This window comes from Coleofasciculus sp. A1-SPW-01, from assembly GCF_040217205.1.
Lineage (GTDB): Bacteria > Cyanobacteriota > Cyanobacteriia > Cyanobacteriales > Coleofasciculaceae > Coleofasciculus > Coleofasciculus chthonoplastes_A.
This window is the reverse complement of the sequence record NZ_JAVJNP010000015.1, coordinates 24,913-40,298: the sequence shown is the minus strand read 5'-3', so window position 1 is coordinate 40,298 and position 15,386 is coordinate 24,913. Positions and strand designations below refer to the sequence as shown.

Below are 15,386 nucleotides of genomic sequence, written 5' to 3'. Positions count from 1 at the left end.
GGAATGTCGTTGAAGCTGGCTTTGTAGTAGGCACGAAGCGTGCCAGAAGCACTAAAGTGCTTACTACAAACTAAAAATTAAATCGAGAGAAAACAATGAGTACACCGCCAGTCATAACCAAAGCTAAAGCGGCGGGAACTAGGGGTATCCAACCCCCTTGCAGGAAAAGAACCCAGCCGCTTCCGTATAAAATAGCGATCGCGACTCCGCCTCGAACCAGAAACCCTCGCGGTGAACGGGAATTGTGGGCGAGTAGTCCGCCGATTAAAGACCAGCCGCAAATCCAGAGGATCTCAATGGGTTCTGACCACCACCAGATCAGCGATCGCTGATCTAAAACAGCACTAAGAATTTGACTGACCATCTGGGCTTGAATTTCTATTCCGGTCATGGTTTGAACGGTTCCTTGTCCTTTACTGTAGGGAGTGAACCAACGATGATCGTTAAAACTGGGAGCCGTGGTACCAATTAGAACAATACGATTTTTTACCTGTTCAGGATTGAGTTGACCATTGAGAACGTCTGTGAGCGTAATTTTCTCAGCAATCTGATTCGTGGCGCGGTAATTGAGTAAGATTTGGTGACCACCCGAATCAATATTAGAATAGCCTCCAGGGTTTGGATCTAAGGTTTTAAATACGGTTGAGCCAAGCTGAAGATACCCGTCGGAATTCAGGTGTGGCTCAATTCCTTGGGCGGCTAAGTAATGACCAGCAACCTGTATACTAAAAGCATATTGATTTTGACAGGGTGAGGCGTCAGAAACCGCGAGAAGATGACGACGCAGAATATCATCGGTATCGAGGACAACATTATTAAACCCTTGTCGTTCCCCTGACACTTCCGGTGGCGGTACAACGCCAGGATTACCGTAATGGCAAATAGTAAACAAGCGATCGCTCTTTTTCATGGCTTGGGCTAATTGGGGATAATTAGCGTCTACTGGGCGATCGCGATAAATGTCTAAGCCAATGGTTTGGGGTTGATACGACTCTAATTTGGCAAGGAGTTGAGCCAAGGCGCGATCTGAGAGAGACGCACCCACTCGTTCTTCAGGGGGTTGAGCCTGAACGTCTTTTTCGGTAATCTCCACAATTAAAAGTCGTTCATCGGGTTTTTCCTGGGGTTGTAACCGCATCAGGTGATCAAAGGCGGTGAGTTCCCAAGACTCCAACCCACCGCGCGATCGCACTCCCAAAACCAGACTCGTCGCGATCGCGGCTGTGATCAAGAGGATGAGTATTTTCCACCACCAGGGTTGCAGGTATGGATCAAGGGTAATAATATAAACGGGGATAGGTCGGGGAATATTCTTTAACAGGCGTTCTCCGGCTTTCGTAATCTGAAGCTGTTGCTGATCCTTCACTCCATTCAGATGATCCTGAACGGCTTCATAGACGGTTTGGGAAATACAAATCCCGCCTGCTGGTGCTTCGGTTTGCAGCCGCGCCGCCACATTCACCACATTACCCATCACATCATCCTGATAGGTGTTGATAAAATTACGGGAGGGTGAAACACCGAAATCATTTTGCAAGAAAAATACTTCCCCCAGGTGGATACCAATGCGATGGCGGAGAATGTCACGCTTGGGTAAATTCGCCGCAGCGGTTTTGATGGCTTGTTGGATCGCGATCGCGCAATCAACAGCGTTTTCTGCACTATCAAAGCGGATCAACCACCCATCTCCCAACCCTTTGAGTATCTCGCCGGAAAACTGCTCACAGCATTTACGGATAAGCTGAAAATCCCTTTGGAGAAGTGCCAAGGTATGCTTCTCATCGGCTGCCATTTTTGTCGAGAATAATTCCACATCGGTAAAAACGATGGCAAGAATCCGTTCTTTGGGACAATGCTTTTCAATCCAATCAAGATTAAAAACGGCTTGATAAATCGGATTATAAACCACTAAGTTGCCTTGGTGTTTATTCACTAATCCCGATAACCGCAATTCGATATGTTCAGGACTATTTTTCGCCTCAACACTTCCCTGTTCTAAAATAATTCGATAAATCTGGAGTGATTGTTGACAACAGTGAGGTTGCCCCAGCAGGCGATCGCGAATCGTTCTCAGATGTTCCGGTTCATCTTGGGCTTCCCAATTTTCAATGATCTGCGTTTGCACAAACTGTTCCACCCATCGCGGGGCTTCATTTTCAGGAATTGTGCAGAGTCCATTCTGTTCCTGATTACAACGATTCACCAGAAGCCAACAGAATTTCTGGGTGAGAAACGGTTGACCTCCTGTCCAATATAATACCTCGCTTAATACAGCTTGGGGACAGCTAACTCGTCCGACTAACCCTTGAATTAAAGCCGCGCTTTCGTGAACTTGAAACCCCTTCAATTCAATTGCTCGACCAATATTAAAAGGTGTCGCATGTTTGTCTTGAATTAAATCCGATGGCGTGGCGACTCCCAATAAGGCAAAGGTAAGACGTTTGTAGTCAGGTTTAGCTGCCCGTTTATCATAACAGTTACGAATCAAGGCAAAAAAATCATCAGCCGGAAAGCTCAATCCCAAAACACTATCAATTTCATCGATAAAAATAACGATGTTTTGGGGAATCTGTGCCAGCAATACTGTTTCCAGGAATTTGCCCAAACGCTGCACCGGGGAGAGATCCTCATACTCCCGTAACCAGTTACGTCGATTCACTTGTAAATCGAACCCACTAATTAATTCTTGGATAATCCCACCGTACCATTGCTGGGCGCTAATCTGTTGACTACCAATACCATTCAATTCAATTTCGGCACAGGCAATTCCTTGAGCTTTCAGTTTGCACATGGTACGGATTCGCAGGGATGATTTTCCCATTTGCCGAGAATTGAGGACATAGCAATAGTCTCCGGCTAATAAACCGTTATAGAGTTCAGAATCTGCTTTTCTGACTACATAAGTTGGTGCATCAGCGGATAAGCTTCCACCCAGATGATACCGATCAGCCCTGTTGAGTTCATCCGCTCCCATTAGGCATTCGCTCCTTAATGATTGCAGAAATATTGACGATATAAATCACAGCGGGGTTCGACCTTATTTCCCGACCGTTTGACTAAACCTATACTATGAAGTTGATAGGCTTGCATGGGTTCAAGTTGTACAGGCGTTTTAGTCGTAACAACGGTTTTAAACGCCTCTGCTAGTTGAGGATGAGACTGTAAATACAACCAATTTTCTCGCAAATGACTAGCATAAATTCCTGCGTCTGTTGGCGCAGTCTCTAAGAGTTGTTCAAGGGTCATGTTGGGGTCATTTTTTAGGTGAGTAAAGGCGCGTTCGACTAAATAAGGGTGTCCTCCGATCATGTTGATTAAGGGTTGAAGGTAACTCAAATCGGGCTTTAGTCCATAGTTTTGGGCAAACTCTTGTATCTGCTCTAAGGTAAAATCTGCAAGTTCAATGGGTAAGCCAACATTAAATGGTGATTGATTAATATTGAGGCGAATGTAAACATCAGTGGAATGGACGATAATTAAACGCAATAGTTGCCACCGTTTGCGACTCCTAGCTTTTTCATACCAGGAACGCAGGAGTCCAAAAAAGTCTTCATAAATTTCGGGATAGGCGAAGAGTAAATGTACATCATCTAAGCACAAGGCGATGGGATTATTCCCTGAAGCTAAGAGATAGTCTTCAAAGTAGGTAGTACAACTGACTTTAGACCCCATATCCTCTTCATCCCAATACTCATCTAAGGCATTGGGTAAACCAAGTTCACGCGAGAGATTGATACAAAACCAGCGTAAGAATTTATCCAGATGAGTAAAATGAATCTTACTATCAGCTAGCTTAAAGCTTAAACTAGCGGTGCGGTAGCCTTGAGTTGCTAATTCAGCTAATACCCGATTTACGAGTAAGGTTTTACCCATTAAACTGGGTGCTTTAATCCGCACTAATGCACCAGGTTGTAAGAGGGTTTGAGAACAGGTGGTTTCCAGGGGAGAGCGTTCTACATAGTAGTCAGGGGCGAAGGATTTGAGCTGTTTGGGGCGAGAAAGATAAGGGTTTTTGGATTGAGAACTTGAATTCAAGGAAGCATCGAAAAACTGGTGTTGTTTCCAATGTTGTTCCAATACTTGTTTGAAGTTATTTTTTTTCACTTTCTCTCCTAAAGATTTGGTCAAGAGTCTCCACAGCTTCGGGGCAACATCTTGACTAATATAGCTGGTGGAATATTGATGTTTAGCAGCAATTTCATCATAGTCCTGACGTTGCCATGCTCCTTTGAGGACAATGACTTCTACATCAGTTAAGCTGCGGTGAGCGCTGCGGGATATGGCTTGGTTCGCCATTTGAATGGCGTCATCGATATCAAATGTCATTGGTATGGATGCTCAGACTAACCTATTTATCTTATCTTAGTAAATACGAATACACCCTGAGATGAAGTGAGATTTTGCGAAAATTACACAAGCCAATAAACCTGAATTTTCCTGAATTATTCCGATGGAGTTGAACTGCGATTTTGTCGGGTAATACTGGCTGTGTAATCGTTAAATCATCACTATCCAATAGCTCGGTTTTGCCGCCTTTAGAAAGGTGACACCACGTCTCTACATTTTCGACATTCTGGCTGAGAATGCCGTTGGCGAGACTCTGGCAGCCCGAATAGAGTCATAGATAGTTTCTAGTTTAACCATAGCAAACTGACTAGGGTTTTTACATATTGATACAATTATCAGGGAAGCACTGACAGAATTTAAAAGGTAATATTTGATACAATTAGGGCTCAGCTAGTTTGCTGGGAATGGCTCAACCTTTTTAGTGTCAAGGAGTTTCAGAATGGTGGGGTAAGATAGCGATCGGGTTTCTTACCATTAAGCTAATCGTTGCACTGAGTTATAAAATTTAATATATTCCAGAACTCAAGTACGATAGAATGATTCGTAATATTTATCAAAATAAACCTCAAGTTTCCTGAACACCCTGAATTTTCCTGAATTTTCAAGTCCTGAATTTTCCCGATTTCTTTGGGGGAATTGTCATCGATAATGAAAACTGAAAAGGGAAGGCAAAGCCAACAAATTCACTCAGCCACCCCTTCCTAAATACTAAAAAAGGAGAATTGGTACACAGATGAGACTTAGCATTTGGAATTCATACACTCCTGATACGTCTTTCCTCTTATATCCGGCGTATTCAGGATTGTTTCTAAATAGTTTTAATCCCTCTTATAACTCTCGATTTTATCGCCTTCGATGTATTTCTGATCGTCCTTGTGCTCTTCCACCTCCACCTGATATCAGGAATCGTCGTCGCCGTTTTCTTAACAATGGACTAAATTGGCGTCCAGAGTCAGATAATTCCAGAAATAGTATTCTCACATTTTTTAATCAGGACAATCAAAATGAACCTGAAGAAGAAGAGCCAATTACAGATATTGTCATCCCGATGGCTCTTTACCTTTATAATTTTTTTGAATCCAATTTAATTTCTGGTTCAAATTCCCCTATTTTCTCCTCCAAACACTATCCCTTGTATCATTTTTGCAATAACTATTTAGTGCATTGAGAATAGGGAAAATACAAAAGCAAACATGACGGGTGCATCTAAAGTTGAACATTGCAGTGAAAATCTTGTCTGGGGGGAGGTATCTCTCGGAAACTCCTCTAAATTTTTCCCAGCTTTCCCACTCAGAGAACTTTCCTACAGACCCTAACTGCACGTTCTATCCTCTAGTATCGTAACGGACAGAGACATGAACAGTTTCAAATTTATGCTGATCTCTCCCAGCAAACCCGTACTCGCTATAGGAATAATTGTTAGCCTAATTACTACTCTTTCCCCAGCAATGGCACAGGTTGAGTCGTCGAATCCTATCTTTGAGCCAATATCGATTCCCTCTCTCCTGCCCAATTTACCCGGTGATGATGGTAATGGTACTCCTACAACCAACAATGGTACGGGTACCCGTGGTGACTGTGAATACACCGAAGGAGATCTTTTCCTGACTCGCATGGCAGGTGGTAAGAACTTTCAGTTAACCGTGAGTGAATATCCCACTTTTTGGGTTTACGTTCCCTACGGTTCAGACAAAGTATCCTCTGGAGAATTTTCCATCCAACAGGGGGAAAATGATATTTACCGCGCCACCTTTAAACTGCCAGCAACACCAGGAATTGTTAGTGTAACGATTCCTAAAACAGAAAAGCCATTAGAAATAGGTAAAACCTATCGCTGGTATTTTGAAATCAGTTGTCCGGCTTCAACACAACCCCAGCAATCAGCAACTCGACTGGCTCCAGCATCGCTGACTGGGTTTGTGCGACGAGTTTCCCAACCTCCTGAACTTGAAGCTGAATTAAATCGGGCAAAAAATCCTTTAGAACGAGTCGCTGCTTACGCCAGTCATGATATTTGGTACGATATGCTCACAGAATTGGCTCAATTACGCTTGCAATACCCTGACGATGCCACATTGGAAAGTATCTGGCTAGAACTCTTGGGAGATGAACGAATTGGGCTAAAAGAAATTGAACAAGAATCCATTGCTGGTAGTGTTATACCGGACAGTGTTATAACCAATTCCCAATCAGAATAAACGGTGCCCAGTGATAGGGGCGTAGGTAATCTTTGTCGGGATCATCGGGATACTCGGTTAAGAAAGCAATTTGAGTTTGCCGCAGAGCTTCAGCTTTACTCAGTTGAGGCTCTTTTAACTGTTGATAAAACCGTTGCATAAATTCGGCGGTGGATGCATCATTAACTTGCCACAATGTCGCCAATGTGCTGCGGGCACCCGCTCGAACCGCAATTCCTGCTAATCCTAATGCGGCACGCTTATCCCCCGTTGCGGTTTCGCAAGCACTCAAAACCAGTAATTCAATAGCGCTGGTACGATTGGGTTCATTGGTGCGTAATAAACTATCTAAATCCTTAACATTAATCCGCCCACTCCAGTCTAAAAGGAAGGTTTGTTGGGGATTAGAACTAAATTTGCCATGGGTGGCAATGTGTACCAGATTAAAGGATGCCATCTGAATCTGATTGCGGATATTATCTTGTATAAAGTCCTGATTTTCTAAAATTTGATTCAGGGTAATTTGCTGTTGGATTCCGGCTAACTCATTAGCTACATTGTCTAGGGTAGAAAATCCTTCTTGTTCAAAGCTAGGTGCATTTGTCGTTCCAGCAATCAACCCCCGGAAATTTTCGCGGCTGAGTGGTTTTGGTTCTAGGAGTTGTAAACCCGGAGTCAACGCCACTGAATATCGCTCAATTAAATACTTTTCTCCGTCATAGAGAGTAGAGGGCGGAATATTGCGTAAGGAACCATCGAGGACAAATACTAAGGTTTTAACGGTGGGGTTATCTGAGTTGGTGGAATCTAAATCAGCTTCAAAGGGGCGAATTAACCAATCGTAAAGTTGGGCTGCATCCTGTTTAATCTGACGGATGCTCGTACTGCGTTTGGTTAAATCTTGGCGCAATTTTTCCACAGCTTGATCCACTTGATTTTCTGAGATACCTTGATGAGCATAGTGGCGCAGGTTATCTTGTCCAGGTAATTTGAGAATGATGTCCAAGTGATTGGGTAGTATAATCGGATAAACGATCGCGGCTTGGGGATCGACGTTATCAATATTCACGGCTTCCGGTGTGGCACAAGCATCCCGAAAGAAGTTATCCAGTTCAGCCAGTTGCAAGGCTTCCATGATATTGCGAGCTTGGATCAGATTGTCTTTGCTGGGAGTGGGAGAACGCAGGAGTAAATCCACAAATTGGCGATAAACGGGTTCGACGGTTTCTCGGAAGGAAAACTGAATTTCGGGATTGAGAGCGACTAAATCTCCGCGTAAATTGTTGAGTGTTTTAACGGCTTCATTGTAGTATGCGATCGCGTCTGGATTAACAGGCAGATTTTGAGAACTCTCTTTGATTTGGGCTTGCAGTAATCGCCCCATTTGCCATTGCCATTGATAGGCGATATCGGCAGCGTTCATCTGTTGAGCAATCAGGAGTGCTTTTTCAGTCACTGTTTTGGCATTTGTCCAGTCTTGGTTTTTTTCATAGAGCTTACCTAGCGTACCCAAACTATAGGATATTGCCCGTTGGTCTGCTAAACCTTCAGCTTGTTTAATCGCTGTCGTTAAGATTGCCGCAATATTATTCCTGCGTTGCTGCTGTGTCATTACCTCTGGCATCTTCAGCAAACTTTCGGCAAAATTGACATAGGCATAGACAGAAGCGCGACTAGCAGGTAAAGTTGATAATCCGGCTGAGATTGAGGACAATAATTCTTGATCCGGTGATAGAAATTCAGTCTCAATCACTAAACTCAATTGATTAAGTTGAGCTTGAATTCGGGTTAAAGGGAGCGTGGCTGTCATCGCCGCCTGTTGATAGTGACTCAGGGCAGCTTGGGTATAGGGTTCGGCTGAGGATTCCTCAAATACTGTGGCGCGTTGGGCTAAGGTTCGCTCTGTATTAGCTAAACTCAGCAATGTCTGACTTTCCTGTTGCGGTAAGGCTAAGGCTTGAGTTAAGGCTAAACTTTGGCTGAGAATGTCTTTTGATTTTTCTAAATCCCCTCCTTGTCGCAAAATAGTCCCAAAATTTTGCAACCCAGCTATCTTCACGGCTGAATCCTCTAACGCGAAGAGGGATTGTTCTAGCCGCTGATAAAGTTGTTCGGTGCGTCGATAGAATCCCAGAGATTGCATTGCCTCGGTTTGATTAATTTGACTGCCAATCGCCCCGACAGGATCACCCGCTTGCTGATAGAGAGTTTCTGCCTTTTCCCAGGTAGCTAATGCGGCTTCAGCGTTGCCTGTAGCTAATTGGAGCCGCCCTTGAGCATTGAATACTTGAGCGCGAACCCTTGGGTTAGCTTCAGGTACAGTGTCGAGTAAAGACAAACTGGTTTGAATTGCTTGTTCAGCCGCTTGCCACTGTCCCAGTTTCTGATAGGTTAATGACAAGAGGCTTAATACTTGAGCTTGCTGAAGGGTATTTCCTACCTCGGCGTACTCCTGTGCTGCTTGTTGTAAAATCTGTATCGCTTCGGTAAACTGTCCGGCATCATAGTGATTTTTGCCGACTTGTACTAAGGCGGGAGTCTCAGTAGTGGTAGGGAGTTCTGCCCTGACTAGAGGTATTGTATGGATACCCAAACTTAAGCTTAATCCCAACAGAGCCAACAGGAGCGATCGCGCCGTCGTTCGTAGTAGGCACTTTAGTGCCATAGTTCGTAGTAGGCACTTTAGTGCCATAAGCGCTGAAGCGCTTACTACAAGCCTAAGCGATCGCATGATTCGAGAAAAGCGTAAATTTACCCATATTACTAAGCCATTAAACTGCCGAGGAACACTGACCTTTGATATTTTATTTACAGATAAGGATACTAGGCGTTTCATATCATTAAACCTTTTAGATTTATGTTTGTCACAAGCGCTGAAGCGCCTACTACAAACACCTCAGGTAATTGTAGGGTGCGTTAGCGGAGCGTAACGCACCATTTATAACGCTCGCATCGCAACTACGAACCTCGCTTAAGTCAACCACATTCAATTTCGGTAAGGTTTCACAAACCATTTAACTATTGACAGGTGAACGATGGCGAACCCGTTTCGTGGGGTGTCACAACCGTTGGTTCTGCGGTAAGAATAATCGTACCATTGGCATCTTTAAACCAACCTTGAGCTTCAACAAATTTATTTGGCTTATTCCCTGTAACTTCTTGGCGACTATTCCGGTTAGATTGCTGCACCTCCGTTGATTCCCCCACAGTAGTTATCCGCCAATCTTCCCAAGTCGCATCCGCATCAAGCACCTGATTCGGAGGCGTAGGCAAACCACCGCGTCCAGTTACGATAAATTGACTTCCCTGTGCAGCAGCACAAAGATTTTGTTCAACCAGCCGCGTCACGTCTACAAGTTCTGCTGGCAACTCTACCAGTCCCTGAGACGGGTCTAGTTCTAACAAAATTAGGATAGGAATACGACTCAGTTCAGGAGACGTTTGTGAAATGGCAGTAATGTCATTTGATTCCAGTCGCTGAGGATTTAATGGATCATCAGGTTCCAGTAAAGCTTCTAGCTCTTCGCGGCTGCGAATGACTAGATTAAACAAACCTTGAGTCGTGATAGTAACGTTACCCCCCTGTCCCTCAAAAGCGTTGGCAGTAATATCGCTGTTTTCATTAGGAACAGCAACGATGAAAACAGCTTCAATTATAATGTTGCCGCCATCTCCCCTTTCTTCATCCTTACCAGCATTTGTCGAAATGCGACTGTCACGTCGCAACAATAACAGGTCATCAATAGTAAGCACAATATTACCACCTGTGTTAGCATCAGTGTCTGCCAAAAGACCAGCATTAGTATCCAGGATAAGAGAATCGGCTTCAAGGCTAATATTTCCTCCTGTTCCAATACCTTCACTTTCAACAGTGATTTGCCCTCTATCCCGAACCACTACTGTTCTTGAATCAATCATGATACTGCCGCCATTTCCACTGGAGTCTTCTCCTGTCTCAGCCAGCACTCCACTGCCATCTCCAGAGATAGTTAAACTGTCTTCCACCTGCAATAAAATGTCTCCAGCATCCCCCTCGCCAAACGTACCACTTGCAATAATTCCGCCACCATCGAGTTGCACTTGAGCGGCGTTAATTTCTATAATTCCCGCCTTTCCCCTGCTGTCGGTATCTGCTGTAATTTCTGCCTGATTTTGCACCATCAGTAAGGGCGTATCAATCCTCAGATTACCCGCATCACCTTCCCCTGTCGTTTGAGACGTTAAACGGCTCTCACTCAGTTGCACCGACTCCGAGGCAAATACAGTTATATCTCCTCCATCACCTGTGCTATCGGGGAAACTGCTACTAGCAATTACAGCGTCGTCTTTCATCTCAAGTACAGGGGTGTTAATCGTTATATCTCCTCCATTCCCCTCACTGAGGGTATCCGTTCTCAGACCACTGGGACGTGGGATATCATTAACGTCTATAACACTGCCACTGACTTGTACCGACTCCGAGGCATTCACTACTATATTACCCGCATTGCCTTGATCAAAAGCAGCAGTGGAAATCTGAGCGCCATTCCTTAGCTGTAGCCTAGGTGTTGTAACTATCACATCTCCTCCGTCTCCGGTTGCATAGCTGTTTGCAAAAAAGCCACTGCTAAAACCACTAGCTTCCACCAATTCTGAGGCGTTCACCACAATATTTCCGCCCTTACCTGCACCAACAGAACCCGAGAAAAGTTGAGAAAAGTCAGTTAGGGTAATTTCCTTACCCCAGACTTGAATATCACCCCCACCTTCACCCGCCGTAGTGACAAAAGCGCCATTGGTCAAGGCTATATCGGCTCGCGGTATTTCTGGGGGAACATTTAACGAAAGGGTGTTACCATCAACCGTCAATTCCACTGTCCCCGAACCAGCTACAGCAGCTAATTCCACTCGACCTTCTGGTGCAGCCAATACTCCGCCACTTACAAGGATGTCTCCACCCACTAGCAGCAGACTCTGACCATTATTAACTCGTGCAATTGAGCGTGATTCAATTCTCCCCGGCGTAATTTGATTAAACAGAAACGCCGAAGGATTCACCGTCAGTAAGGGCGAAGGAGCCTCTGACTGTGTGGTACTAAAAAACCCCTGTTCCCCAAACTGAATCCCATTGGCTGTCGTTGCCACAAACGAACCTTGAACATCTAGAAAAGCATTCTCACCAAAAATAATCCCATTGGGATTAATCAAAAACAAATTCGCCCCACCATTGACACCCAGCGTCCCCAGAATATCCGAAGCGTCATTTCCCCTTACCCGACTAAAAATATTTTCAATTCCCTGGGGAGAATCAAAATAGATATTCTGTCCTTCCCCAATATCAAATCGTTCAAAACTGTGGAATCGGTTAGCGCCACGAGTCGCTCCCGCCTGAATCAGAAAATCAGCTAGAGTCCCGTCAGGAAGTTCAACATTAGGAGTAAGAACTGATTGTTCGGCTCCCCAGGCTTCATCGGGGATAATCTGGGCAATAGTGCTGCTACCCCAAGCCAGCCAAACATAACTGATGAGCGCTACACTGCCTACTCTGGTGTATCCTGCCAGTTTTGAGCGACTCTGACGACTCAATCTGCCCAACATCTCCCGTATTCCCCTGGACTCTACCTCTCCAGCTTCCTCACTTTCCGATGCCTGTACCAGCAACGGATGAGTTTTTTGTGCCATATTTCCCACCTTTTTCCCTTAGTCGGGTTAAGCGATTAGCTGGTTAGAAATTATACTCCTAAATTTGTTTCAATAGTTGTATGTGTCGCCAAGTCTCTTAACTATTAAGCGTACTCTTACAAGACTATACAAATATTAACCATTTTTATTTGAAAACTGTATAAAACTACACTACTTATTGTTTAATTTACACTTGCCAACAATTGAATTAATTATCGCTAACCTTATTAGCTTGCTAATTGGATTTTTTTGAATTCCATTCTACAATTTATCTTTATCCACTACTCAGGGAGGCTTGACGCTTAATATAGTACACTTGAACTAAAAAGCTTCAATTTAAAGTGCGATCGCGCTATCATGGATACTCATAAGCTGTAATGCATTTAAATTGGGTATTAGTAGCGAGCAAGATGCTTTTGGGTAGCGAGCAAGATGCTTTTGGGTAGCGAGCAAGATGCTTTTGGGTAGCGAGCAAGATGCTCGCACTACGGCAAGGATCTCGCAATTCTTGACATTATGGTTTAAATGCCGAACAGCTTACCAAGTTGCGTTCTATCATGTCTAGGAAGAGCGAAGATCGTCTACAATCAAAGTCCCCCTTAAAAAGGGGGATTTAGGGGGATCGACAATGTACCGCATAGCAGAGCAAACTGCTGTAAGTCGGTGCGTTACGCTGCGCTAACGCACCCTACAAATTCACTACTAACGCACCCTACAAATTCACCCTACAAATGACTTTCCACTTCAGCCACCATCAACAGCGTTTTTAACACTGAATCGGGATTCAAACTCATCGAATCAATCCCTTCCTCCACCAAAAACTTGGCAAACTCTGGATAATCGCTAGGCGCTTGACCGCAAATACCAATCTTACGCCCACACTCTTTCGCCGTTTGTATCGCCAACTTCACCATCCGTTTTACACCGCGATTGCGTTCGTCAAAAATATGCGCCACTAACGCTGAATCCCGGTCTAATCCTAACGTCAATTGTGTCAAATCATTTGACCCAATGGAAAACCCATCAAACACTTCAGCAAACTCATCCGCCTCCATCACATTACTGGGTAACTCACACATCACATACACCTGCAACCCATTCACGCCACGGGGTAAACCATTTTTCGCCATCTCTGCTACCACCTGACGCCCCTCATCGGGAGTGCGACAGAAGGGAATCATCGGAATTACATTAGTTAATCCCATCTCATCCCTTACCCGCTGTATCGCCTGACATTCCAAGGCGAAGGCTTCCCGATACTTCGGATCACAATACCGAGACGCCCCTCGCCACCCCAACATGGGATTATCTTCCTTGGGTTCAAAACTTTGACCGCCTAAAAGGTTCGCGTATTCATTACTCTTAAAATCCGACATCCGCACAATTACAGGCTTGGGATAAAACGCTGCTGCAATAATCCCGACCCCACGCGCCAATTTATCGACAAAGAACTGGGGTTTATCGGCATAATTCTTCGTCTTTTGGGCAATTTTCGCTTTCACAGATTCATCCCGCAATTGATGATAATGAATCAACGCCAAGGGATGAACTTCAATATGATTGGCAATAATAAACTCCAACCGTGCTAAACCCACACCATCACAGGGAATTGCGGCTAAACCAAAAGCCTGATCTGGATTACCTACATTCATCAAAATTTGGGTTCGGGTGCGAGGTAAATTATCCAACGGTGTTTCTTGCACCTCAAAGGGTAATAATCCATCATAAACTCGTCCTTCATCCCCCTCTGCACAGGAAATTGTCACCCCTTGACCCGTAGTTAATACCTCGGTTGCATTCCCACAGCCAACAATTGCCGGAATTCCCATTTCTCGCGCAATAATTGCCGCATGGCAAGTACGTCCCCCTTGGTTGGTGACAATGGCGCTGGCTTTTTTCATAATCGGTTCCCAGTCGGGATCAGTGCGGTTAGTAACTAAAACTTCTCCCGGCTCAAACAGATGAATGTGAGACGCATCCATAATAATATGGGCAGTTCCTTGACCAATGGCTGCACCCACACTACGCCCCGTAACTAATACCTCGCTGCGTTGGTTCAACTGATAGGTTTTGAGGACTTGTGCTGATTTCTGGGATTGTACGGTTTCCGGACGCGCCTGGACAATAAATAACTCCCCGGTTATCCCATCTTTTGCCCATTCAATATCCATGGGAGTATAGAGTCCCCGAAGTTGGGAATAATGGTCTTCAATTTGTACCGCCCAACGCGCTAATTGTAAGACTTCTTCATCTTTGAGACAGAATTTCTTTTGATCACAGGGGGCGACTCGCACGTTGCGCGTCAGTCTCGAACCCCCTTCGTCATAGATCATTTCAATTTCTTTGGTTCCCAGGCGTTTCTCCAGAATCGGGCGACATCCCTGTTTTAAGGTGGGTTTAAAGACCACGTATTCATCGGGATTAACCGCACCTTGAACCACCGTTTCGCCCAAGCCATAAGCAGCGGTAATTAAGGCGGTATTTTTGAATCCCGTTTCAGGATCAATGGAAAACATCACCCCGGAACAGGCTAAATCAGACCGCACCATTTTCTGAATTCCCACCGAAAGCGCCACATCAAAGTGGTCAAATCCGTTATGTTCCCGATAAGCAATGGCGCGGTTAGTGAACAGGGAGGCGAAGCATTTATGAGTAAATTCCAGCACGCCTTTGAAACTATTTACATTTAAGTAGGTTTCCTGTTGACCTGCAAAACTCGCATCTGGCAAGTCTTCCGCCGTCGCCGAGGAACGAACCGCCACATCCGTTCCCTCTCCATAGCGATCGCACAATTCCTGATAGGCTGTCCGAATGGCTTGGGTCAGTTCTAGGGGAAACTCCATGCTGAGGATTAACTGTCGCGCTTTTTTCCCATGCTGTTGCAGATTACTCACATCATCTACATTCAAATCTGCAAACAGGTGGCGCAGTTTGACTTCTAAATCGGCGCTTTCGATCAAGTAACGATAAGCATACGCCGTAATCGCAAACCCAGTAGGTACATTGATTCCCTGGGGAGTGAGTTGTCCAATCATTTCACCCAGAGAGGAATTTTTGCCGCCAACCAAGGGTAGGTCATCCAATCGGATTTGATCAAACCAGAGGATCAATAATTTATCTTTAGGGACTGGGGTAGATGTCTGAGGGGTTGAGGTCAGCATAACTTTTTTCTTAACCGTATAATTTAAGTGTAGCTTTATA

General features: G+C 44.7%; 7 protein-coding genes. 2 read left to right on the top strand and 5 right to left on the bottom strand.

Annotated elements, in window-relative coordinates; genetic code table 11:
• Positions 1-70: 70 nt before the first annotated feature.
• Positions 71-2,974, bottom strand: a complete 2,904-nt coding sequence (locus tag RH949_RS02795) for a CHASE2 domain-containing protein (protein WP_446351850.1) — start codon at positions 2,972-2,974, stop codon at positions 71-73.
• A 14-nt stretch (positions 2,975-2,988) separates the two neighbouring features.
• The gene (locus RH949_RS02790; protein WP_446351849.1) at positions 2,989-4,326 is read right to left on the bottom strand and encodes an AAA-like domain-containing protein; all 1,338 of its coding nucleotides are present in this window, start codon (positions 4,324-4,326) and stop codon (positions 2,989-2,991) included.
• Positions 4,327-5,080: 754 nt separating this feature from the next.
• Here RH949_RS02790 and RH949_RS02785 point away from each other — a divergent pair.
• Together RH949_RS02785 and RH949_RS02780 are read left to right on the top strand one after the other, a co-directional pair.
• On the top strand, positions 5,081-5,515 hold the full coding sequence (locus tag RH949_RS02785) for a hypothetical protein (RefSeq protein ID WP_446351848.1): 435 nt from the start codon (positions 5,081-5,083) through the stop codon (positions 5,513-5,515).
• 187 nt (positions 5,516-5,702) lie between these two features.
• Positions 5,703-6,545 carry a DUF928 domain-containing protein gene (locus RH949_RS02780; RefSeq protein WP_446351847.1) on the top strand — a complete coding sequence of 281 codons (843 nt, stop codon included), beginning with the start codon at positions 5,703-5,705 and terminating at the stop codon, positions 6,543-6,545.
• Here the strand turns inward: RH949_RS02780 and RH949_RS02775 are convergent.
• From RH949_RS02775 to ppsA, 3 genes are all read right to left on the bottom strand, one after another.
• Positions 6,520-9,189: a CHAT domain-containing protein gene (locus RH949_RS02775; protein WP_446351846.1), complete on the bottom strand. Its 2,670-nt coding sequence runs from the start codon at positions 9,187-9,189 to the stop codon at positions 6,520-6,522. The two genes, RH949_RS02780 and RH949_RS02775, sit on opposite strands and share 26 nt — an antisense overlap.
• A 353-nt stretch (positions 9,190-9,542) precedes the next feature.
• Entirely contained in the window at positions 9,543-12,185 is a 2,643-nt protein-coding gene (locus RH949_RS02770; RefSeq protein WP_446351845.1) for a two-partner secretion domain-containing protein, read from the bottom strand.
• A 725-nt stretch (positions 12,186-12,910) separates the two neighbouring features.
• Positions 12,911-15,346 (bottom strand): phosphoenolpyruvate synthase, encoded by a 2,436-nt coding sequence (gene ppsA, locus RH949_RS02765; protein WP_446351844.1) that lies wholly within the window; start codon positions 15,344-15,346, stop codon positions 12,911-12,913.
• Positions 15,347-15,386: the final 40 nt, after the last annotated feature.

Excerpts from the sequence above, each read along its gene's own strand:
- RH949_RS02795 (WP_446351850.1), bottom strand. The coding sequence starts at position 2,974 with ATGGGAGCGGATGAACTCAACAGGGCTGATCGGTATCATCTGGGTGGA.
- RH949_RS02790 (WP_446351849.1), bottom strand. The coding sequence starts at position 4,326 with ATGACATTTGATATCGATGACGCCATTCAAATGGCGAACCAAGCCATA.
- RH949_RS02785 (WP_446351848.1), top strand. The coding sequence starts at position 5,081 with ATGAGACTTAGCATTTGGAATTCATACACTCCTGATACGTCTTTCCTC.
- RH949_RS02780 (WP_446351847.1), top strand. The coding sequence starts at position 5,703 with ATGAACAGTTTCAAATTTATGCTGATCTCTCCCAGCAAACCCGTACTC.
- RH949_RS02775 (WP_446351846.1), bottom strand. The coding sequence starts at position 9,189 with ATGGCACTAAAGTGCCTACTACGAACGACGGCGCGATCGCTCCTGTTG.
- RH949_RS02770 (WP_446351845.1), bottom strand. The coding sequence starts at position 12,185 with ATGGCACAAAAAACTCATCCGTTGCTGGTACAGGCATCGGAAAGTGAG.
- ppsA (WP_446351844.1), bottom strand. The coding sequence starts at position 15,346 with ATGCTGACCTCAACCCCTCAGACATCTACCCCAGTCCCTAAAGATAAA.